The organism is uncultured Amaricoccus sp. (genome assembly GCF_937891315.1).
Taxonomy (GTDB): domain Bacteria; phylum Pseudomonadota; class Alphaproteobacteria; order Rhodobacterales; family Rhodobacteraceae; genus Amaricoccus.
Genome location: NZ_CALAGI010000132.1, coordinates 1 through 19,251, shown reverse-complemented (window position 1 = coordinate 19,251; position 19,251 = coordinate 1). Strand labels below are relative to the sequence as shown.

Below are 19,251 nucleotides of genomic sequence, written 5' to 3'. Positions count from 1 at the left end.
TCAGCCGTGCGCAGGCGCGGCCGTCTGCGCCCCCTTGACGCCGAGGAGCAGGCTCCGCGGCGTGACGACACCGACCACCGAGCCGGCGTCAAGCACCGCGATCCCTTCGCCTTTCGTCGCGAGGGTCAGGTCGATGAGCGCATCGATGTCCGCCTCGGGCGACGTATGGTCGAGGGTATCGACGGCGATCCCCGGCTTTTCCGCCTGCCACGCGTCTACCGGCACCATGACCGAATGCGCCTTGATCAGATGCAGCCGCGAGATACCCGCGACAAAGTCGGCGACATAGGCGTCGGCCGGGTCGAGGATGATCTCCTCGGCGGTGCCTACCTGGATGATGACGCCGTCCTTCATGATGGCGATGCGGTCGCCGATGCGGATCGCCTCGTCGAGGTCGTGGGTGATGAAGACGGCCGATTTGCCGAGCGACTTGGTGAGTTCGCGGAACTCGTCCTGCAGCTGGCGGCGGATCAGCGGGTCGAGTGCCGAGAAGGGCTCGTCCATCAGGATGATCTCGGGGTCCGAGGTCAGCGCCCGGGCGAGGCCGACGCGCTGCTGCATCCCACCCGAGAGTTCGCTCGGGTAGCGATGGATCCAGTCGGCGAGACCCACTTTGGCCAGAGCCGCCTCGGCGGTCCGGTCGCGGTCGGCCTTGGACGTTCCCTGCACCTCGAGGCCGAAGGCGGCGTTCTCCAGCACGGTCCGGTGCGGAAGCAGCGCGACGGACTGAAAGACCATGGCGATGTGCTTCGCGCGAAGCGAGCGAAGCTCGGCGGCGCCGAGCTTTCCGATGTCCTTCCCCTTGACGAAGACCTGGCCGCCGGTCGGATCGATCAGACGGTTCAGCATGCGGATCAGCGTCGATTTGCCGCTGCCCGACAGGCCCATGATGCAGAAGATCTCGCCCCGGCGAACCTGCAGGGTCGCGTCGGAGACACCGACGACGCAGCCGAACTCCTTCAGCACTTCGCGTTTGCCGAGGCCGCGTTCCGCGATGGCGCGCATCGCGGCCGGCGCCGCCTTGCCGAACACCTTCCAGACCGATCGGCAGTCCACGAGGGCGTCGTCGTCATTGACCGTCGTAGTCATTGTCATTTCCTCCAGGTGGACCGGTCGAGTGGGCGGGCCGACGGCGATCGTCGCCCCGCGCCAGAAGCCTCAGTAGCTCTTGATGTTCTCCCAGCGCTTCAGCAGATCGCCATGCGCGCCGATCCAGTTGGCGATGGCCTCGTCCATGGACTTGCCGTCCTTGACCTCGGCGTTCATCGCGGTGATGTCCTCCTTGGGGACGAACACGCCGGCGATGAGTTCGCGTGCCTCGGGGTTCGTCTCGGAGAAGCCCTTCTGGCCGATCCAGTAGTAGCCCTGCGCAGGCGCGAAGGAGCCCTTCGGATCCTTCAGGAACTTCACTTCGAACTTCTGGAACATCCAGGACGGCTCCCAGATCGTGACCGCGACCCACTCCTGACGATCGACAGCGGACTTCAGCGCGGCGGTCATGCCGGCGGTCGAGCCTTCCACGAGCTCGAGGTTCAGGCCGTAGTCGTCGACGGCCTTGTCGGCGTCGCGCATCAGGCCTGAGCCGGGCTCGATGCCGATGATCTTGCCTCCGAATTTGTCGGCGTTGTCGTTGAGCTGATCGATCGAGTCGATCGGGACGTAGGACGGCACCGCGATCGCCTGGTACAGACCAAAGGACACCGGCGAGATCTTCTCCAGCCGGCTCTTGTTCTTGTTCCAGTAGTCCTGCGCGACATAGTCGGTCTGCGACGCCATGATCTGGATGTCGCCTTTGGCGAGCGCGGCATAGGCGATGCCCCACTCCGAGAACTCGGTCACATTGACCGTGTACCCGGCGTCTTCGAGAACCTTCTTGGTGATCCCGGTGATCGGAGTCAGATCCTCCCAGGACATCGTGCCCATCTCGATGGTCTTCTCGTCCGCGTGGGCCGGCATCAGGCTCAGGCCCACGAAGGCAGCGGCGCAAAGCGCCTTCACAAAAGTCTTCATTCGGTAGCTCCCTTTCTGTTGGAAACAGTCACCCCGGGGCTTGGCCGAGCGGCCAAACCCTTCCTTCGCCTTCCGTCCTTCGGACGCTTCAGCCTTCCCGGCCGGCCCGCGCCTCCTGCCAGCGGATCACCGCGCGGGCGCCGATGGTCGCGACCGGCTCCGGTGGGAGGCGGCGCGGCTTTGGTTGATCCTGATATGCGTCGAGATCCCCGGACCGGGTTCCAGTCGCGAGGGCGGCCGCCATCATCCCCGCCAGCGTGCTCTTGACCGTGCCAAGGCCATTGCAGCAGCAGGCTGAGTAGAGGTTCTCGTCCACCTCGCCGAAGGCGGGGACGTGATTGAGGCTGAGGCACAGGCGCCCGGCCCAGCTGTATTCGAAGGGCAGGCCGGCGAGATCGGAGTAGCGCGCATCGAGCGAGCGGCGGTGGTCCCGCACCATCGCGGCGAGCTTGCGCTCCGAAATCTGTTTCGACGGGTCGTAGCTGTAGCGGGTGCGGATCACCACCCGCGCCCCGTTGGGTCCGCTGATCTTGCGCAGCGTCGCCCCCATGGCGTCGGCGGGCAGGATGCCCCAGCGGTCGCGACCGGCACCGCTCGCGAAGGGCGCGGTCATCGAAGCATAGGTGAAGACGTGCATCAGCCGGCCCCGAAAGAAGCCGAAATCCTGCGCGAGGCCGTTCACGCCAAGAATGACCTTCGGCGCCGTGACGCTCCCCTTCGGCGTCCGGGCGACCCAGGCGCCGCCGTTCCGCGACAGTCCGACGACCGGGGAATTCTCGTGGAGATCGATCTTCGGGCCGAGGCCGGCGGCGAAAGAGCGGATATAGTCGGCCGGTTGGATCTGCACCGCTCCCGGGGTGAACAGGCCGCCGAGGTAATAGTCGCTGCCGGTGATCGCCCGCATCTCGGCGGCGTCGACGCGGCTGAGCGGCTCGCCGATCGCGGCGAGCGAGGCGGCGAAGTCGTCATTGCGCCGCAGGCCGCGCCCGGTGGCGGCGGCATTGATCTTGCCGCACGGATCGAAGGTCTCGCGCGGCATTCCGTACTCGGCCGCCGCCTCCTTCGCGAAAGCGATTGCGAGCCGGTTCTGCGCCATCTCGAGCCGAGTGCCGTGCAAGTCGTCCGACGAATACTCGCTCGACGCGAGGTGGTGCGGCACATCGATCATGAAGCCGGAGTTGCGCCCCGCCGGCCCCTGCGCCAGTTCGCGCGCATCGAGCACGACGATCCGCGCGCCAGGCGCCAGCTGCGTCAGCCGCCGGGCCGCCGACAACCCTGCGAACCCCGCCCCGATGACAAGCCAATCGGCCGTCGTCGCCGCGTCGAGGCTCCGCGCCGGGGACGGGCGGTGCGACAGCGCCTCCCACCCCGAGCGTCCGGTGTCGGCGGGCAGGGACGGAACCCGTGTCACCCGACAAACTCGTCCGGGCGGTCGGACACGTCGATCCAGATCGTCTTCAGCTCGGTATACTGGTCGTGGGCGAAGATCGACTTGTCCCGGCCGCCGAAACCCGATTCCTTGTAGCCACCGAAGGGCGTGGTCACGTCGCCTTCGCCGAAGCAGTTTACCGTGACGACACCCGCCCGGATCTCCCGTGAAAGCCGGATCGCGTTCCTGAGGCTCCCGGTGTAGACCGAAGCGGCCAGCCCGTAGGGCGTGTCGTTGGCAAGCACCACCGCCTCGGCCAGCGTCTCAAAGGTGGTGACGGCCAGCACCGGGCCGAAGATCTCCTCGCGAAACACCCGATCCTCCGGGGTGACGCCGTCGAGCACCGTCGGCTCGACAAAGATGCCGCCTTCGGTCCCGCTTCCGACCGCCACCCTGGCGCCCTCGAGGTAGGAGGTCACCTTCTCGTAGTGATCCTTGCTCACCAGCGCCCCGACCCGGTTCGCCGGATCGAGGGGATCACCCATCCGCCACTCCCGCATGTGCGCCACGATCCGGTCGAGGAGCGCGTCCTTGACGCTCGCCTGCACGATGAGCCGCGAGGTCGCCGAGCAGTTCTCGCCCATGTTCCAGAAGGCGCCATTCACGACATGGCTCGCGACGAGATCAAGATCCTCCGCGTCCTCAAGGACCACCGCCGGATTCTTCCCGCCGCATTCGAGCACGACGCGCTTGAGATTTGAGTCCGCGGCATAGCGCAGGAAGCGCCGGCCGGTCGCGGTGGAGCCGGTGAAGCTCACCATATCGACGTCCATGTGCAATCCGAGCGGCTCGCCCGCGTCCTTGCCGGTGCCGGTGACGACATTGAAGACACCCGCCGGCACCCCCGCCTCTGCCGCGAGCTCCGCGACCCTGAGCGTACTGAGCGAGGTCTGCTCGGCCGGCTTCACCACCACCGAGCAGCCGGCGGCGAGCGCCGGGCCGATCTTCCAGGCCAGCATGAGCAACGGGAAGTTCCAGGGCAGCACGAGGCCGACGACGCCGATGGGCTCGCGGATGACCAGCGCCAGCGCGTTCGTCGCAACCGGCGCGGTCGAATCATAGATCTTGTCGATCAGCTCGGCGTGCCAGCGGATGGTGTGGATCGTGTCGGGCACGTCCACGGTCGCGCATTCCCCGACCGGCTTGCCGCTGTCGAGGCTCTCCAGCACGGCCAGCTCATGCAGGTTGCGTTCCATCAGCCGCGCAAGCCGGAGCAGAGTCTCCTTGCGCCCGGCGGGCGCCAGCTTGCGCCAGCGGCCATCGTCGAAGGCGTCCTTCGCCCTTGCGACGGCCAAATCGACATCCGCCGCGTCGCAGGCGGCGAGTTGCGCCAGCGTCTCGCCCGTCGCGGGGTTCACCGTCGGAATGGTCTTGCCCGAAGCCGCCGGGCGAAACGCCCCGTCGATGAAGGCGTTGCCGGAGAGGTCGAGGCCCGCGGCGATGGCCTTGTATTCCTCGGTGGTCAGGAGGTCGGTCATTGGTTCGCTCCGGAAACGATCTGGGCAACGGTGCGCTTCAGAGTCCTGACCACGGTTTCGAGTTCGCGCTTCTCGTCCTGATTGAGCCCGCGCAGCGGCGCGCGCAGGGTACCGGCTTTCAGGCCGTTCATCTCGCAGCCGTATTTGATCGACTGCACGAACTTGCCACCGTCGAGGAAGTTCATCAGCGGCAGCATCGCCGTCATGATGCGACGGCCCTTGTCGAAGTTCCCCTCGACGACGCAGGCTTGGTAGAGCGCGATATGCTCGGCGGGGATGAAGTTCGATCCCGCGCAGACCCAGCTCCGCGCGCCCCAGGCGAAGAACTCCAGGGCCTGATCGTCCCAGCCGCAGCTCAGCGCGATGTTCGGGAACCTGCGTGCCAGGAGATGCAGCTGATTGGGATCGCCCGAGCTTTCCTTGATCGCGACGACGTTCTTCGAACGGCCGACACGGGCGAAATACTCCTCGCCCATGCCGATGCCCATTCGGCCGGGATAGTTGTAGAGCATGATCGGCAGGCCGGCGGCGCGATCGATCGTCAGCGCGTGAACCGCGTTCTCACGCTCCGTCGGCACCGCGTAGGGCGGCGAGGTGACGAGGATCGCATCCGCCTTGATCGCCTTCGCGGCCTTCGCATAGCTGACGGCGTCTTCGGTACGGATCGCGCCGGTACCGACGATCAGAGGAAGCCGCGCGCCGATGACCTCCCTGGCGAAGGTGAAGCTCTCGATGCGCTCCGCCATCGTGTGCGCGTAGTATTCGCCCGTCGAGCCGCCGACGATGATGCCATGCACGCCGGCCGCGATCAGCGACTCCAGCACCTCGGCGAAGGCGGTCTTGTCGATTGTCCCGTCGATGCCGTGCGGCGTGATCGCCGGCGTGTAGATCCCTTCGAATTTCACGACGTCCTCTCCGATCCGCGGCCGGCCTCGACGAGGGCGTCGGCTTTCAATCCCTGCGGAGCGACGAACAGCTCCATGTTCTCCCGGGAAAGCTCCCAGTGGTCGAAGACGAGATCGACCACCGTCTCCTCGTCGTGTCCGGCGATAGCAGTGATGAATCCGTCATGATGCTCGACCGACAGCCGAAGCCGGCGCTCCATCTCGGCGTCGCGTGGGCGGAAGAACGTGTGTCCGATCCGCGCATGGTCGATCAGCAACCGTCCGAGGCTCGGCCGCAGGTAGGCGTTCCACGACATCTCCCCGATGATCTCGTGGAAGCGGTTGTTCTCGATCACCATCGCCATCGGGTCGCGCGCTTCGGTGGCCGCGCGGAAACGCTCCTGCGTTTCCCCAAGCTCGCCGAGCTGTCTCGGCTTGAAGTTCTGCACGGCCAGCCGCCCGATCGCCGCGTAGACCATCGGCGCGACGAGGAAGAACTGACGAAGCGACGCATGGCTCATCGGCGACACGCGCGTGCCCCGGTTCTCCCGGATCTCGACGTAGCCTTCCCCCGCGAGCCGACGGAAGGTTTCGCGCACCGGAGTGCGGGACAACCCGTATTGCTCGCACAGGCCGGCCTCATCCAGGTCGGTATCGGGATCGAGCTCCATCGTCAGGATCCGCCGCTTCAAGTCCTCGTAAAGACCGTCTTTTCCGATTTTCACGTGAAAGCTCCCTCAGCCGATGCCGGGCTCAATACCACTCGCAGGCTCTGCATCCGATACGGGATACCATATGTCAATCGTAATGTATCCGTCACGTATTCATCGTGGATGCAATCAGCCCGTGGCAGCCATTGACGTGACGACATCAATCAGGCCGAGACGTCCGGGATCGAAGTCGCCCTCGAGGCCGCCATCGCCAGGCTCGACAAGTACCACACGCTGATCCTCGACGACCTCGCCTACGTCACCGGGGACCAGGCCGAGACCAGCGTCCTCTTCGAGCGGATCAGCGCCCGGCTCACGAGCGCCGCTCCACCCTCATCACCGCGAACCAGCCCTTCGGCGAATGGAACCGCATCTTCCCCGACCCCGCCATGACCCTCGCCGCCGTCGCCCACCTCGTCCACCGCGCCACCACCCTCGAGCTCAACATCGAGAACTACCGCCGCCGCGCCGCCGTCGAGTGTGGATAGGCGTGGAAAGCTGAGTCGGACTGAATTTCCGTGCGGATTTGACGGGAGGCCGCTCTCCAGCCATGCGATTCAGGCGCTTTGGTCGGGAGACGATGGGCGGGTGATGGGCAGGAGTGCATGGAACGGCGGGTTGCCGGTCTCTTCGCCGGTGATCCCGGCAGCGGCGCGCTTGTAGGAGGTGACGATCGCGCACTTGTCGGCGATCGGCGTGCCGGAGTTCCGGAAGAACTCGAACAGCCGACAGGCTTCCGGGATCGAGCCCGCGACCAGCATGGCGTTGCCCCTGCCGGAGGCCAGCCGCGGCCGGATCGACATGTCGAAGATGATGTCGGTGCAGATCTTCTCGAGGCGGCCGCGGCTCGACAGCACGCGCCGCAGCGTCCCCCAGCGCTGCTTCAGCGTCGCCTTCGCGACGTCGGTGAAATCAGGACGCGAGTGGTGATGAACGCGCCGACGGGCCAGCGCTTCCGTGTCATCCGCGCCCAGACCGAGGATTTCGAGGCAAAGGCGCGGACCTGGAATTGACCACGGGCGGGGCTTCGCGTCGAAGCTCCGTCCGATTGTATTGGTGGTCTACACGCCCCCTCAGGCGGCGGCGGAACTCGGCTCCTCGAGGGTCGCGGGTGTCCGCAGATTGATCTCCGACAGCTTCTGCGTCGCGGGCAATTCCGCGCACCAGACTTCGAACTTCCGGAGCCGATGCCGTCCGTAGGTGGTGATCATCGAGACGTCGGCGGCGTCGAGTCCCCGCACCATCAGGACGCGGCCGATACGCGGAGTATTGTAGCGCGCATCGAAGGTATACCACCGGTCGCCGAGATAGACCTCGAACCAGGCGCAGAAATCCATCGGGTCCGGCAGCGGCGCGATGCCGATATCGCCGAGATAGCCGCTGGCATAGCGCGCTGGGATGTTCATCGCACGGCAGAGCGCGATCGAGAGATGGGCGAAGTCGCGACAGACTCCGTTGCCTTCGCGGAAGGCGTCGAGCGCGGACTTGGTCGGCCGACCATAGCCGTAGCCGAAGGTGATGTGACCATGGACGAAATCGCAGATCGCCTGCGCGCGTGCCCAGCCGCCCTCGATATGACCGAAACGGGACCAGGCTTCGCCGGAAAGCAGATCCGATTCACAAAACCGGCTCGCCACGAGAAAGCGCAGCACATCGTCCGGCAACTCGGCGATGGGATGCTGCCGTGCGTCGGGAACCACCACATCCGGATTTCCGAGATCGCGGACGACGAAGTCCGAGACCAGCGTCATCATCCCCGCCGGCGCATCGACACGGGTAACCTTGTTGCCGAAACTGTCGATATAGCTGTCGATCAGCGCCCCGGACGGCGTATGGACCGCCCCGTCGCCCAGCACCGGAGTGATGATGTCGGGCCGTGGTGACAGGGCACAAAGCATCGGCACCTTCGCGTCGATCTGAACGCTGATTTCGAAACCGGCACGAATGAGCACGGGCGCTCCTCCTTCTCGAACCTATCGGTATGTTGTCGCTCCGCGGGTGCCCCGACGCCAGTTTTGTCGGTGCCTTCGCGCTAGGGCGGAAACGGGCGGAGCGAGCTTTGGTTCCGCGAGAGGGGGTGGCGAGCGGCTAAAATGGCTTGCGGCGAAGCGAGCCGTGCAAATATGGATCCCGGAAATGAAAACCGCGCCGAAAGGGCGCGGTGTTCGAAGCGTCGGTATGGCGTCGGGGGTTCAGCCCTGGCGGGCCTTGAACCGGCGCTGGGTCTTGTTGATCACATAGACGCGCCCCTTGCGGCGCACCACGCGGCAGTCGCGGTGGCGCAGCTTGAGGGAGCGAAGCGAATTCACGACCTTCATGGCCTCTCTCCTTGTCTCGCGGCGCGCGGAGCGGATCCCGCGCCTGGTTTCAATCGCCCCGTCCGGAGCCGGCCCCGTTCGGGGGAAATGGTGGGCGTAACAGGGATTGAACCTGTGACCCCTTCGATGTCAACGAAGTGCTCTCCCGCTGAGCTATACGCCCTTGAAAAGCCGGTGCCCGGGAGGCACCCGCTTCGTGCCGGTGTCCATAAGGGAAGCCGCGGCGGGGTTCAAGAGATTTCCCCCACGCCACGCGCGCATCTGTATAAGGGGGGTGAACCTCCGCCGAGGACAGGAATGGTCGATCCGGTTTTCCAACTCTATCCGCCCGAGACACGCGGGTCGTGCGCCATCTTCAATTCGCCGCACAGCGGGGCGGACTACGCCGGCGCCTTCCGGGGGGTCACGCTGCTGGTTCCGGCGCAGATCCGGTCCTCCGAGGACGCCTTCGTGGACGAGCTCTTTCTGGCCGCGCCGCGGCGGGGGGCGCCGCTGCTCGCCGCCAATGTGCCCCGCGCCTGCGTCGACCTCAATCGGGCGCCGGACGATCTCGACCCGGCGCTGATCTCCGGTGCGTCGCGGCGCTTTCTCAATCCGCGAATCGCGGCGGGGCTCGGGGTGATTCCGCGGGTGGTGGCCGAGGGCCGGCCGATCATGCAGGGCAAGCTGCCCCTGGCCGAGGCGCAGCGGCGGTTGAACCAGTATTGGTATCCCTATCACGAGCGGCTGCGCGCGCTGATCGCCGAGAGCCGCGCCGCCTTCGGCATGGCGATTCTCTTCGACTGCCATTCGATGCCGCGCGATGCGTTGATCTCGACGGGCGGGCCGTGGGGGCGGCGGCCGAACATCGTGCTCGGCGACCGGTTCGGCGCGGCCTGCGACCGCTGGCTGGTCGATGCCGCGACCGAGATCTTCACCGCCGCCGGCTTCGTCGTGGCGCGCAACGCGCCTTTCGCCGGCGGCTACATCACCCAGACCTACGGCCGGCCGACCCAGGGGACGCAGGCCCTGCAGATCGAGATCGACCGCGGCATCTACATGGACGAGACGCGCGTCACCCGCGGTCCCGATTTCGAGGAGGTGCGGGCGAAGATCACGGAGGCCATCGCCAGTCTCGCGGCGCTTGGTCCCGCCGCGCGGCAGGTCGCCGCGGAGTAACGGGCAGGGGGACGGGTTCTCGCTCGCTCTCGGGTCGCGAGGAGTCCGGCCTTGCGCCGCGGCGCACTCGCCAAAAAAAGAGGCCGTGCACACGGCACGGCCCAAGTTTAGGGAGGAAACGCCCGTAGGGCGTGTATGATGCAACGCATCACGGGTCTAACTTTATGCCGCGCCGCAGCATAGTCAATGGGTGAGTCGCATTTCGGTCGAGAATTTTCGTTCCCGGCGGGCAAATGCTCAAAAAATGTTCGAAACGAACCTGGCCGCGGCGGCCTCACGGCAGGGATCGGCCCAATCGAATGGATTTTGGGCCAAATCGAGCCCGAATGCGGTCGGTCGCCCGCTCGGCCGCGAGGCGTTTTTGCGCCGCGGCATCCAGGAGATCGTCCCCGGGATCGGCTGATTCACTCGCGCTGAGATTTTGCAGGCCGATTCCGATCAATCGAAAGGGGCCTGAATGTACGTCTCGATCGAGCATCGGGCGTGCGGTGCGGTATAGCCGATCCGCCATCTGGGTTGGCGCGTCGAGGGTCTGGCGCCGGCTCAGGAGGCGGAAATCGGCGCGGCGGAGCTTCAGTGTCACCACCGAGCCGCCGAGATCCCTGGCCTTGGCGCGCGCCGAGAGCTGTTCGCAGAGCGCCCAGAGCTGGCGCCGCAGTGCGACCGGGTCGCCGATATCCTCGTCGAAGGTGGTTTCGTGGCTGATCGACTTCATCGCGCGGTCCGGGCTGACGGGGCGCGCGTCCTCGCCCTGGGCGAGGCGCCAGAGCCGGTCGCCCTGGGCGCCGAAGCGGCGGATCAGCTGCGCGCGGTCGCGGGCGCGAATATCGCCCAGGGTGCGGAGGCCTTCGGCTTCCAGGCTTGCCGCCGCCGCGGCGCCGACGCCCCAGATCAGCCGCGCGGGCTGCGCCGCGAGGAACGCCGCCGTCTCGGCCCGGCCGATCAGGCAGAAGCCCCGGGGCTTGTCCCGCTCCGAGGCGATCTTGGCGAGGAACTTGTTGTGCGACAGGCCGATCGAGACCGTGAGCCCGAGCTCGCGCTCGATCCGCGCCTGCACCCGCGCGAGGACGCCGGCGGGCGTGGCGCCATGCAGCCGCTCGGTGCCGGAGAGGTCGAGGAAGGCCTCGTCGAGCGACAGCGGCTCGACCAGCGGCGTCAGCTCCAGCATCATCGCGCGGATCTGGCGGCTGACGGCGACGTAATGCTCCATGCGCGGGCGCACCACCACGGCCTCCGGGCAGAGGCGCAGCGCCTTGAACATCGGCATGGCGGATTTCACGCCGCTGAGCCGGGCGATGTAGCAGGCGGTCGAGACCACGCCGCGCTTGCCGCCGCCGATGATCACCGGCCGGTCGGCGAGGGCGGGGTCGTCGCGCTTCTCCACCGAGGCGTAGAAGGCGTCGCAATCGAGATGCGCGATGGCGAGGCTGTCGAGCTCGGCATGGGCGATCGTTCGCGGCGAGCGGCAGGTCGGACAGCGTTGACCGGCGCCGTCGAAGGCGGCGAGGCAGTCGCGGCAGAGGGCGGCGGGGCACATGGGCGCGAGCCTAGCAGAGGCGCGCGCCCCGCGCACGGGTCAGGGCAGGGCGGCGAGGATGGCGGCGGCGGCGGCGGCGGGATCGGCCGCCGCCCAGATCGGGCGGCCGACGACGATGTGATCGGCGCCGGCGGCGATGGCATCGGCCGGGGTCGCGACGCGCTTCTGGTCGCCGGGGGCGCCGCCCGCGGGCCGCACGCCGGGGGTGACGATCAACTTGCCCGCCGCCTCCGGCAGGGCGCGGATCGCCGCCGCCTCGCGCGGCGAGGCGATGACGCCATCCGCCCCGGCGAGGAAGGCGCGGCGGGCGCGTTCGCTGACCAGATCGGCGATGGCGCCGGGGGCGATCAGCGCCTCGTCGAGATCCGCGCGGTCGAGCGAGGTCAGGATGGTGACGGCGAGGATCTTCGTCTGCGACTTCCCCCGGCCGGCGACGGCGGCGCGCACCACATGCGGGTCGCCATGCACGGTCAGGAAATCGAGCCCGAAGGCGGCGAGGCCGCGGGTCGCCGCCTCGATCGTCGCCGGGATGTCGAAGAGCTTCATGTCGAGGAACACGCGCTTGCCCATGCCCTTGATCTCGTTCGCCGCCGCGAGGCCCCCGGTGGTGAGCATCCCGAGGCCGATCTTGTAGAACCCGACGGAGGCGCCGAGCCTTTCGACGAGGTCGAGGGCGGCGGGGGCGTGCGGCAGGTCGAGGCCGACTATGAGGCGGTCGTCGGGCATGGGCGGCTCCGGGGTTGGGGTCGGAGCGGGGAATGCGCGGCGGGGGAGGGGGAGTCAAGTCGCGCGGACATTGGTCCGCCTCGACGCCCCGGTCATGCGACGAATGGCGGACCGAGGTCCGCCCTACCTCGCCGCTTGCGGAGTGCCCTGCCGTGTAGCAATCTGGCTACATGGAGGTGTCGCATGGTTGCCCTGAACATTCGCGATTTCGGTGAGGAACGGAAGATCGCATTGGCCGAAGAGGCGAAAGCGCGGGGGCTTTCCGTCTCCGAGCTTGCGCGGCGGCTCATCGATCAAGGGATCGCGAAAGCTCAGGTCGAGCGGGCGCGGGCGGCTTGGGTGGCGGAGGCGTCGGAAGGGCTGGCGTTCGAAGCGGAGCATCTCTCGGCGAATGGGCCGTCGCTGGCGCGCTTTCGGCGCGCGCGGGCCGGAGTGTGAGCCAGTTCACGATCCATCGGCTCCGAGCTGGGGACGAGCTGGTATGCCGGGTGCAGACCGATCTTGGCTTGGCGACGCCATATGTCCTCTGCGCGCCGGTGGTGCCGAGAAGCGCATGGGGCACGCCGGTGCCGCGCCTGCATGTGGAGTTCGAGATGGAGGGCGCGCCGCATCTGGTCCTGATGACGCAGATGGTGGCGCTTCCGGCGGGGGAACTTGGGTCGGCTGTCGGGAGCGCGGGCGCAATGCGGGACGAGATCGTGCAGGCGGTGGATTTGTTGGTGGTGGGGTTCTGAAAGGGGTGGTGGGTGCGAACGCCCACCCGCTTGTCCCTCCTTGTCCCCCGCGCCCTCCCTCCCTACCTAGTCCACAACAGATCCCCCACCGGATGCGCCGCATAGCGGGCGTCCCCCGGGGGATGCCGGAGAGGGAAACACATATGAACTTCGAGAAATTCTCGGAACGCGCCCGCGGGTTTGTCCAGGCCGCGCAGACGATCGCGATGCGCGAGGGCAATCAGCGCTTCATGCCGGAGCATCTGCTGAAGGCGCTGCTCGACGATGACCAGGGGCTGGCGGGCAATCTGATCAAGGCGGCCGGTGGCGATCCCGCCATGGTGCGGGCGGCGAACGAGGCGGCGGTCAACAAGCTGCCGAAGGTCGAGGGCGGCGACGGGCAGCTCTATATAGATACGCAGACCGGCAAGGTGCTGGCCGAGGCGGAGAAGCTCGCGACCCAGGCGAAGGACAGCTTCGTCACGGTGGAGCGCATGCTGACCGCGCTCGCCATCGTGAAATCGGCGGCGAACGACGCGCTGAAGGCCGGGGGGGTGACGCCGAACGGGCTGAACACCGCGATCAACGATGTGCGCAAGGGGCGCACGGCGGACAGCGCCACGGCCGAGCAGGGCTATGACGCGCTGCGCAAATACGCGCGCGACCTGACGGAAGCCGCGCGCGACGGCAAGATCGATCCCATCATCGGCCGCGACGAGGAGATCCGGCGCGCCATGCAGGTGCTGAGCCGGCGGACCAAGAACAATCCGGTGCTGATCGGCGAGCCGGGCGTCGGCAAGACGGCGATCGCCGAGGGCCTCGCGCTGCGCATCGTCAATGGCGACGTGCCGGAGAGCCTGCAGGACAAGAAGCTGCTGGCGCTCGACATGGGGGCCCTGATCGCCGGCGCGAAATATCGCGGCGAGTTCGAGGAGCGGCTGAAGTCGGTGCTGACCGAGGTGCAGGCCGCGGCGGGCGAAATCATCCTTTTCATCGACGAGATGCATACGCTGGTCGGCGCGGGCAAGGCGGACGGGGCGATGGATGCCTCGAACCTGCTGAAGCCGGCGCTGGCGCGGGGCGAGCTGCATTGCGTGGGCGCGACCACGCTCGACGAATATCGCAAGTATGTGGAGAAGGACGCGGCGCTGGCCCGGCGGTTCCAGCCGGTCTTCGTCAGCGAGCCGAGCGTCGAGGACACGATCTCGATCCTGCGCGGCATCAAGGAGAAGTACGAGGTCCATCACGGCGTGCGGATCACCGACAGCGCGCTGGTCGCCGCGGCGACGCTCAGCCATCGCTACATCGCCGACCGGTTCCTGCCCGACAAGGCGATCGACCTGATGGACGAGGCCTCCAGTCGGCTGCGCATGGAGGTGGACAGCAAGCCCGAGGAGCTGGACGCGCTTGATCGCGAGATCCTGCAGAAGCAGATCGAGGCCGAGGCGCTGAAGCTCGAGAAGGACACGGCGAGCCAGGACCGGCTGCGCAAGCTGGTAGTCGAGCTATCGGATCTGCAGGACCGCTCGGCGGAGATGACCGCCCAGTGGCAGGCCGAGCGCGACAAGATGAAGGGCGCCGCCGAGATCAAGGAACGGCTCGACGCCGCGCGCAACGAACTGGAGAACGCCAAGCGCGTCGGCAATCTCGCCGAGGCCGGTCGGCTCGCCTATGGCGTGATACCGCAGATGGAGCGGGAGCTGGCCGAGGCCGAGGCGCGCGGCGGCGAGGCGATGGTCGAGGAGGCGGTGACGCCGGAGCAGATCGCGAGCGTGGTCGAGCGCTGGACCGGCATTCCGATGGACCGGATGCTGGAGGGCGAGCGCGACAAGCTGCTGCGGATGGAGGAGGAGATCGGTCGCCGGGTGATCGGCCAGCGCGAGGCGGTCGAGGCGGTATCGAACGCCGTGCGCCGGGCGCGGGCGGGGCTGAACGACCCGAACCGGCCGCTGGGGAGCTTCCTGTTCCTGGGGCCGACCGGCGTCGGCAAGACCGAGCTGACCAAGGCGCTGGCCTCGTTCCTGTTCGACGACGATCAGGCGATGGTGCGCATCGACATGAGCGAATTCATGGAGAAGCACAGCGTCGCGCGGCTGATCGGCGCGCCTCCGGGCTATGTCGGATATGACGAGGGGGGCGTGCTGACCGAAGCGGTACGGCGGCGGCCCTATCAGGTGATCCTGTTCGACGAGGTCGAGAAGGCGCATCCGGACGTCTTCAACGTGCTCCTGCAGGTGCTCGACGACGGGCGGCTGACCGACGGGCAGGGGCGCGTGGTGGACTTCAAGAACACCCTCATCATCCTGACCTCGAACCTCGGGTCGCAGGCGCTGTCAACCCTGCCGGAAGGCATGCCGGCCGAAGGCGCGCGGGACCAGGTGATGGCGGCGGTCCGGGCGCATTTCCGCCCCGAATTCCTGAACCGGCTCGACGAGATCGTGCTCTTCGACCGGCTGACCCGGGGCAATATGGACGGCATCGTCGATATCCAGGTCGCGATTCTCGGCAAGCGGCTGGCGACGCGCAACATCACGCTCGAGGTGGACGCGGCGGCGCGGACCTGGCTGGCGAGCCGCGGCTACGATCCGGTCTATGGCGCGCGGCCACTGAAGCGGGTGATCCAGAAGGCGCTGCAGGATCCGCTGGCCGAGCAGCTGTTGTCCGGCAAGGTGCTCGACGGTGTCACCGTCCGCGTCGGGGCGGATGCCGAGGGTCTCGTCTTCGGCGACGCAGCGACCAGGGCCAAGCCGGCGGCGATGATCCACTGACCGAAGCCGCCGGGATACGTCGCGCCGAAGGCGGGCGTCCCGCGACTGTGCTTCCGGTCACGCCTCACGTTGGGCTGGCGCCCGCCGCCGCCGGGCGGATGGTCTTTGGCGGTGGACAGGGTGGGTCACTTCAATAGACATTCGTCGGCGGACGTCGTCGCCACGACGGCGTCGAAACGCGAGGCGGGGGATGACCGACTGGTCGGCGGTGCGCTACATGCGGTTCGCGGCGGAGCGGACGCGGCCATCGCGCGACCTGCTGGCGGCCGTGCCCGACCCGGTTCGGCGCGCCGTCGATATCGGCTGCGGGCCCGGCAATTCGACCGAGGCTCTGCTCGCCCGTTTTCCGGACGCCGAGGTCACCGGCCTCGACAATTCGCCCGACATGATCGCCGCCGCGCGGTCGCGCTTGCCCGGCGTGGATTTCCAGCTGGCGGAAGTCGCGGACTGGGCAAATTCGGCGGAGGCCGGCTCCCTTGATCTCATCCTTGCGAACGCCGTGCTGCAATGGCTTCCCGATCACCAGACGCTGTTTCCGCGCCTGCTCGCGCTCGTGGCGCCGGGCGGCGCGCTCGCGGTCCAGATGCCGGACAATCTCGACGAGCCTTCGCATCGGTTGATGCGCGAGGTGGCGGCGGACGGGCCTTGGTCGGCGAAGCTCGCCGGCGCCGCGGGCGCCCGGGCCCCGCGCCATTCGGCGGACTGGTACTACGCGCTGCTGCGGCCGGGGGCGGTCCGGCTCGACATCTGGCGGACCACCTATTTCCACGTTCTGGCCGGGGCGGAGGCCGTGGTCGACTGGGTGAAGGAAACCGGCCTGCGCCCGTTTCTCGCGCCGCTGACCGAGGCGGAGCGCGAAGACTATCTCTCGCGCTATCGGGCCGGGGTCGCGAAGGCCTACCCGGCGCTACCGGATGGCACGCTGCTGCTGCCGTTCCCGCGTCTCTTCATCGTGGCTACGGCAGCTGGCCGATGACATGCACCACGCCATTGTCCGCGATGAGATCGGCGCGGGTGACGGGCACGCCGCCAAAACGCAGGCCGTCCGTGCCGTCGATATTCACCGGCCGGTTGGCGAGGGTGGTGTAATTCAGATCGACACCGCCAAGGAAGTCCGTGGTGAAGGTGCCCGGCACCACCAGCGCGGCGACAAGCGCCCTGGCTTCCGCCTCGGTGCGCGGCCGTTTGCCCGCCATGGCGCGGTCGGTCGGCGCGAAGACGGTGTAGGGTCCGGGGCCGGACAGCGTCTCGGTCATGCCGGCGGTGTCGACGGCCGCGACGAAGGCGTCGAGCCCGTTCGCCCGCGAGACGGCGAGTACGTCGGGGCCGGAGCCGCCGCTCGGCGCCTCGCCGCCGCCGCCGCAACCGCCAAGGAGCAGCGCGGCGAGGAGAAGGGGCGCGAAACCGGTCCGCGCGCGCATCGTCCTCGGCTCGGTCATGCCCGTTTCCTCCGGTGATTTTCCTGGTCGTGGATCGTGGCGGTCTCCGCCGCCTCGGCCCGACGCCAGACGGAACCTCGGCCCCGCGCAGCCTATCGCTCGTCGGGGCCGCCTTCAACCACCGGGCGAAGGCGTTCGGACGCCGGACGCGGTCGGTTACGCAAATGTGAGGCGCTCGGCGTAACTGAACGCGGGTTCGCGCCGTAGGTTACCAGACATGGACCGACGCGGCGCGCGCGGTCGGCGGGAAGCGGAGTGAAGAGACGATGTTGATCAAGGCCGCCAGCAAGCTCAAGCATTCCGACGTGACGCCACGGGCGGACTATCTCAGCCGCCGCGCCCTTCTGGCCAGCCTCGTCGCCGCCGGGATGATGCCGGGCGCCGCCGAGGCGGCGAAGCTGGCGACGGCGCCGAGCCGCCATTCCCTCGACGCCACGCCGACGCCGCTCGAATATATCACCGGCTACAACAACTTCTACGAATTCGGCTTCGACAAGGGTGATCCGGCGAAATACGCGGGCCAGCTCACCACCGCGCCCTGGTCGGTGGTGATCGATGGCGAGGTGAACCGGCCCGGCACCTACGCGCTGGAGGATCTGGTCTCGCCGGCGCGGCTCGAGGAGCGGATCTATCGCCACCGCTGTGTCGAGGCCTGGTCGATGGTGATCCCCTGGGTCGGCTTTCCGCTGTCGGATGTCATCGCCCGGGCCGATCCGACGGGCGCGGCGAAGTTCGTCGCCTTCGAGACGCTCTATCGCCCCGAAGAGATGCCCGGCCAGCGATCGCTCTTCGGCTCGCTGAACTGGCCCTATGTCGAGGGGCTGCGCCTCGACGAGGCCATGCATCCGCTGACGATCCTCGCGATCGGGCTCTATGGCGAGACGCTGCCGAACCAGAACGGCGCGCCGCTCCGGCTCGTGGTGCCATGGAAATACGGCTTCAAGGGCATCAAGTCGATCGTGCGGGTCACCCTGGTCGCCGGCGAGCCGCCGACCACCTGGAAACAGCAGGCGAGCAGCGAGTACGGTTTCTATTCGAACGTGAATCCGGAGGTCGACCATCCGCGCTGGAGCCAGGCGACCGAGCGTGTGATCGGCGGCGGCCTGTTCGCCACGCGCGATACCGAGATGTTCAACGGCTATGGGGACGAGGTGGCGAGCCTCTACGCCGGCATGGACCTGCGGAAGAACTACTGATGGTCGAGACGCTGAACGGCGCGCTGCGCCGCGTCCCGGTCTGGCCGCTCTATATCCTCGGTTTCGTGCCGGCGGCCTGGTATCTCTGGCTCGGGGCGATGAACCGGCTCGGCGCCGATCCGGTGCGGGAACTGGAGCATCAGTACGGGCTGCTGGCGCTGCAACTCCTGATCGCGGCGCTCTGCGTCACGCCGCTGCGCGAGCTGACACGGATCAACCTGTTCCGCTTCCGGCGCTGGATGGGGCTGATGGCCTTCTACTACGCCGCGCTGCATCTCGCGGTCTGGCTGGTGCTCGACCGGCGGTTCGCCTGGACGCAGGTGCTCGGTGACTTGACCAAGCGGCCCTACGTCATCGTCGGCATGGCCGCGTTCCTGATGCTGATCCCGCTCGCGCTCACCTCGAACAACTGGGCGATGCGCCGGCTCGGCGGTCCGCGTTGGCGGCGGCTGCACCGGCTCGCCTATCCGGCGACGGCGCTGGCGGCGCTCCATTTCGTCTGGCTGGTCAAGGCCTGGCCGCTCGAGCCTCTGGCCTATGCCGCCGGGGTGGCCGCCTTGCTCGGCTATCGCGTCGTCCGGGCGCGGGCCCAGGCCCGGGGCCGGACGCGGGTCCGACCGGCGACGGGCTGAGGCGGGGAGGGGCTTTTGTCGGCCGCCACATTAATCTGTCACAAACGCGAATTTTCCGCTTGCGCGACTCTCTCGGCGCCCCTAAACAGCGCTCCACCGGCGGCGAGGACGATCTGAACGGCCCGCCGCTGGTAGAAAATTCGAGGTCGGGCAGCTGGTTGCGCTCAAGGTTGGGCGCGGTCGGTTGGTTTTGTCTCGGATCGCTCTTTGAAATTATGATTTGATGAAGGGATATGTGGGCGGTTTGGTTTCG

Annotated in this window: 20 protein-coding genes and 1 tRNA gene; 8 read left to right on the top strand and 13 right to left on the bottom strand. The window is 67.6% G+C overall.

Annotated features, from left to right (window positions below; genetic code table 11):
- From Q0480_RS12340 to Q0480_RS12315, 6 genes are all read right to left on the bottom strand, one after another.
- Window positions 1-1,095: a glycine betaine/L-proline ABC transporter ATP-binding protein gene (locus tag Q0480_RS12340; RefSeq protein WP_299133349.1), complete on the bottom strand. Its 1,095-nt coding sequence runs from the start codon at window positions 1,093-1,095 to the stop codon at window positions 1-3.
- Window positions 1,096-1,158: 63 nt separating this feature from the next.
- On the bottom strand, window positions 1,159-2,010 hold the full coding sequence (locus Q0480_RS12335; protein ID WP_299133348.1) for a glycine betaine ABC transporter substrate-binding protein: 852 nt from the start codon (window positions 2,008-2,010) through the stop codon (window positions 1,159-1,161).
- Between the two features lie 88 nt (window positions 2,011-2,098).
- Window positions 2,099-3,421 carry an FAD-binding oxidoreductase gene (locus tag Q0480_RS12330; RefSeq protein WP_299133347.1) on the bottom strand — a complete coding sequence of 441 codons (1,323 nt, stop codon included), beginning with the start codon at window positions 3,419-3,421 and terminating at the stop codon, window positions 2,099-2,101.
- Window positions 3,418-4,917, bottom strand: coding sequence for an aldehyde dehydrogenase (locus tag Q0480_RS12325; RefSeq protein ID WP_299133346.1), 1,500 nt, complete (start codon window positions 4,915-4,917; stop codon window positions 3,418-3,420). Before Q0480_RS12325 ends, Q0480_RS12330 begins: the two co-directional genes overlap by 4 nt.
- Window positions 4,914-5,822 (bottom strand): dihydrodipicolinate synthase family protein, encoded by a 909-nt coding sequence (locus tag Q0480_RS12320; protein ID WP_299133345.1) that lies wholly within the window; start codon window positions 5,820-5,822, stop codon window positions 4,914-4,916. The genes Q0480_RS12325 and Q0480_RS12320 overlap by 4 nt, the downstream gene beginning before the upstream one ends.
- Entirely contained in the window at window positions 5,819-6,526 is a 708-nt protein-coding gene (locus Q0480_RS12315) for a GntR family transcriptional regulator (RefSeq protein ID WP_299133344.1), read from the bottom strand. Before Q0480_RS12315 ends, Q0480_RS12320 begins: the two co-directional genes overlap by 4 nt.
- Before the next feature lie 320 nt (window positions 6,527-6,846).
- Here Q0480_RS12315 and Q0480_RS12310 point away from each other — a divergent pair, with 320 nt between their 5' ends.
- Window positions 6,847-6,999: an ATP-binding protein gene (locus Q0480_RS12310; RefSeq protein ID WP_366940853.1), complete on the top strand. Its 153-nt coding sequence runs from the start codon at window positions 6,847-6,849 to the stop codon at window positions 6,997-6,999.
- Between the two features lie 69 nt (window positions 7,000-7,068).
- Here the strand turns inward: Q0480_RS12310 and Q0480_RS12305 are convergent, their stop codons facing one another.
- The 4 genes from Q0480_RS12305 to Q0480_RS12290 all read right to left on the bottom strand — a co-directional run bounded on the left by Q0480_RS12305 (window position 7,069) and on the right by Q0480_RS12290 (window position 8,992).
- Entirely contained in the window at window positions 7,069-7,368 is a 300-nt protein-coding gene (locus Q0480_RS12305) for a hypothetical protein (RefSeq protein ID WP_299133343.1), read from the bottom strand.
- A gap of 216 nt (window positions 7,369-7,584) precedes the next feature.
- On the bottom strand, window positions 7,585-8,463 hold the full coding sequence (locus tag Q0480_RS12300; protein WP_299133342.1) for a transglutaminase family protein: 879 nt from the start codon (window positions 8,461-8,463) through the stop codon (window positions 7,585-7,587).
- 240 nt (window positions 8,464-8,703) lie between these two features.
- Window positions 8,704-8,829, bottom strand: coding sequence for a type B 50S ribosomal protein L36 (gene ykgO / locus Q0480_RS12295; RefSeq protein ID WP_184153418.1), 126 nt, complete (start codon window positions 8,827-8,829; stop codon window positions 8,704-8,706).
- A gap of 88 nt (window positions 8,830-8,917) precedes the next feature.
- A tRNA-Val gene (locus Q0480_RS12290) sits at window positions 8,918-8,992 on the bottom strand.
- A 134-nt stretch (window positions 8,993-9,126) separates the two neighbouring features.
- Between Q0480_RS12290 and Q0480_RS12285 the strand changes: the two genes are divergently transcribed.
- The gene (locus Q0480_RS12285; protein WP_299133340.1) at window positions 9,127-9,987 is read left to right on the top strand and encodes an N-formylglutamate amidohydrolase; all 861 of its coding nucleotides are present in this window, start codon (window positions 9,127-9,129) and stop codon (window positions 9,985-9,987) included.
- A 274-nt stretch (window positions 9,988-10,261) separates the two neighbouring features.
- On the opposite strand, the gene Q0480_RS12280 is transcribed toward Q0480_RS12285, so the two are convergent.
- On the bottom strand, window positions 10,262-11,524 hold the full coding sequence (locus Q0480_RS12280) for a DNA polymerase IV (protein ID WP_299133338.1): 1,263 nt from the start codon (window positions 11,522-11,524) through the stop codon (window positions 10,262-10,264).
- A gap of 39 nt (window positions 11,525-11,563) precedes the next feature.
- Window positions 11,564-12,250 carry an orotidine-5'-phosphate decarboxylase gene (gene pyrF, locus Q0480_RS12275; RefSeq protein WP_299133336.1) on the bottom strand — a complete coding sequence of 229 codons (687 nt, stop codon included), beginning with the start codon at window positions 12,248-12,250 and terminating at the stop codon, window positions 11,564-11,566.
- A gap of 183 nt (window positions 12,251-12,433) precedes the next feature.
- Here pyrF and Q0480_RS12270 point away from each other — a divergent pair, with 183 nt between their 5' ends.
- The 4 genes from Q0480_RS12270 (at window position 12,434) to tam (ending at window position 16,707) form a co-directional block, all read left to right on the top strand.
- Window positions 12,434-12,688 carry a hypothetical protein gene (locus tag Q0480_RS12270; protein WP_299133333.1) on the top strand — a complete coding sequence of 85 codons (255 nt, stop codon included), beginning with the start codon at window positions 12,434-12,436 and terminating at the stop codon, window positions 12,686-12,688.
- On the top strand, window positions 12,685-12,984 hold the full coding sequence (locus tag Q0480_RS12265; RefSeq protein WP_299133330.1) for a CcdB family protein: 300 nt from the start codon (window positions 12,685-12,687) through the stop codon (window positions 12,982-12,984). The genes Q0480_RS12270 and Q0480_RS12265 overlap by 4 nt, the downstream gene beginning before the upstream one ends.
- Window positions 12,985-13,127: 143 nt before the next feature.
- Window positions 13,128-15,731 (top strand): ATP-dependent chaperone ClpB, encoded by a 2,604-nt coding sequence (gene clpB / locus Q0480_RS12260; RefSeq protein ID WP_299133327.1) that lies wholly within the window; start codon window positions 13,128-13,130, stop codon window positions 15,729-15,731.
- A 190-nt stretch (window positions 15,732-15,921) separates the two neighbouring features.
- Window positions 15,922-16,707: a trans-aconitate 2-methyltransferase gene (gene tam / locus Q0480_RS12255; protein WP_299133326.1), complete on the top strand. Its 786-nt coding sequence runs from the start codon at window positions 15,922-15,924 to the stop codon at window positions 16,705-16,707.
- Here the strand turns inward: tam and Q0480_RS12250 are convergent.
- The gene (locus Q0480_RS12250; protein ID WP_299133324.1) at window positions 16,688-17,170 is read right to left on the bottom strand and encodes a fasciclin domain-containing protein; all 483 of its coding nucleotides are present in this window, start codon (window positions 17,168-17,170) and stop codon (window positions 16,688-16,690) included. The two genes, tam and Q0480_RS12250, sit on opposite strands and share 20 nt — an antisense overlap.
- A gap of 266 nt (window positions 17,171-17,436) precedes the next feature.
- Between Q0480_RS12250 and msrP the strand changes: the two genes are divergently transcribed.
- Complete coding sequence (gene msrP, locus Q0480_RS12245) at window positions 17,437-18,366, top strand: protein-methionine-sulfoxide reductase catalytic subunit MsrP (RefSeq protein ID WP_299133322.1); 930 nt, start codon at window positions 17,437-17,439, stop codon at window positions 18,364-18,366.
- Complete coding sequence (msrQ, locus tag Q0480_RS12240) at window positions 18,366-18,998, top strand: protein-methionine-sulfoxide reductase heme-binding subunit MsrQ (protein ID WP_350460945.1); 633 nt, start codon at window positions 18,366-18,368, stop codon at window positions 18,996-18,998. The genes msrP and msrQ overlap by 1 nt, the downstream gene beginning before the upstream one ends.
- Window positions 18,999-19,251 lie beyond the last annotated feature (253 nt).

Bases quoted from the DNA above. Each gene is read 5' to 3' on its own strand.
- pyrF (WP_299133336.1), bottom strand. From the start codon at position 12,250: ATGCCCGACGACCGCCTCATAGTCGGCCTCGACCTGCCGCACGCCCCC.
- msrQ (WP_350460945.1), top strand. From the start codon at position 18,366: ATGGTCGAGACGCTGAACGGCGCGCTGCGCCGCGTCCCGGTCTGGCCG.
- Q0480_RS12270 (WP_299133333.1), top strand. From the start codon at position 12,434: ATGGTTGCCCTGAACATTCGCGATTTCGGTGAGGAACGGAAGATCGCA.
- Q0480_RS12280 (WP_299133338.1), bottom strand. From the start codon at position 11,524: ATGTGCCCCGCCGCCCTCTGCCGCGACTGCCTCGCCGCCTTCGACGGC.
- Q0480_RS12340 (WP_299133349.1), bottom strand. From the start codon at position 1,095: ATGACAATGACTACGACGGTCAATGACGACGACGCCCTCGTGGACTGC.
- ykgO (WP_184153418.1), bottom strand. From the start codon at position 8,829: ATGAAGGTCGTGAATTCGCTTCGCTCCCTCAAGCTGCGCCACCGCGAC.
- msrP (WP_299133322.1), top strand. From the start codon at position 17,437: ATGTTGATCAAGGCCGCCAGCAAGCTCAAGCATTCCGACGTGACGCCA.
- Q0480_RS12250 (WP_299133324.1), bottom strand. From the start codon at position 17,170: ATGACCGAGCCGAGGACGATGCGCGCGCGGACCGGTTTCGCGCCCCTT.
- Q0480_RS12325 (WP_299133346.1), bottom strand. From the start codon at position 4,917: ATGACCGACCTCCTGACCACCGAGGAATACAAGGCCATCGCCGCGGGC.
- Q0480_RS12285 (WP_299133340.1), top strand. From the start codon at position 9,127: ATGGTCGATCCGGTTTTCCAACTCTATCCGCCCGAGACACGCGGGTCG.
- clpB (WP_299133327.1), top strand. From the start codon at position 13,128: ATGAACTTCGAGAAATTCTCGGAACGCGCCCGCGGGTTTGTCCAGGCC.
- Q0480_RS12335 (WP_299133348.1), bottom strand. From the start codon at position 2,010: ATGAAGACTTTTGTGAAGGCGCTTTGCGCCGCTGCCTTCGTGGGCCTG.
- tam (WP_299133326.1), top strand. From the start codon at position 15,922: ATGACCGACTGGTCGGCGGTGCGCTACATGCGGTTCGCGGCGGAGCGG.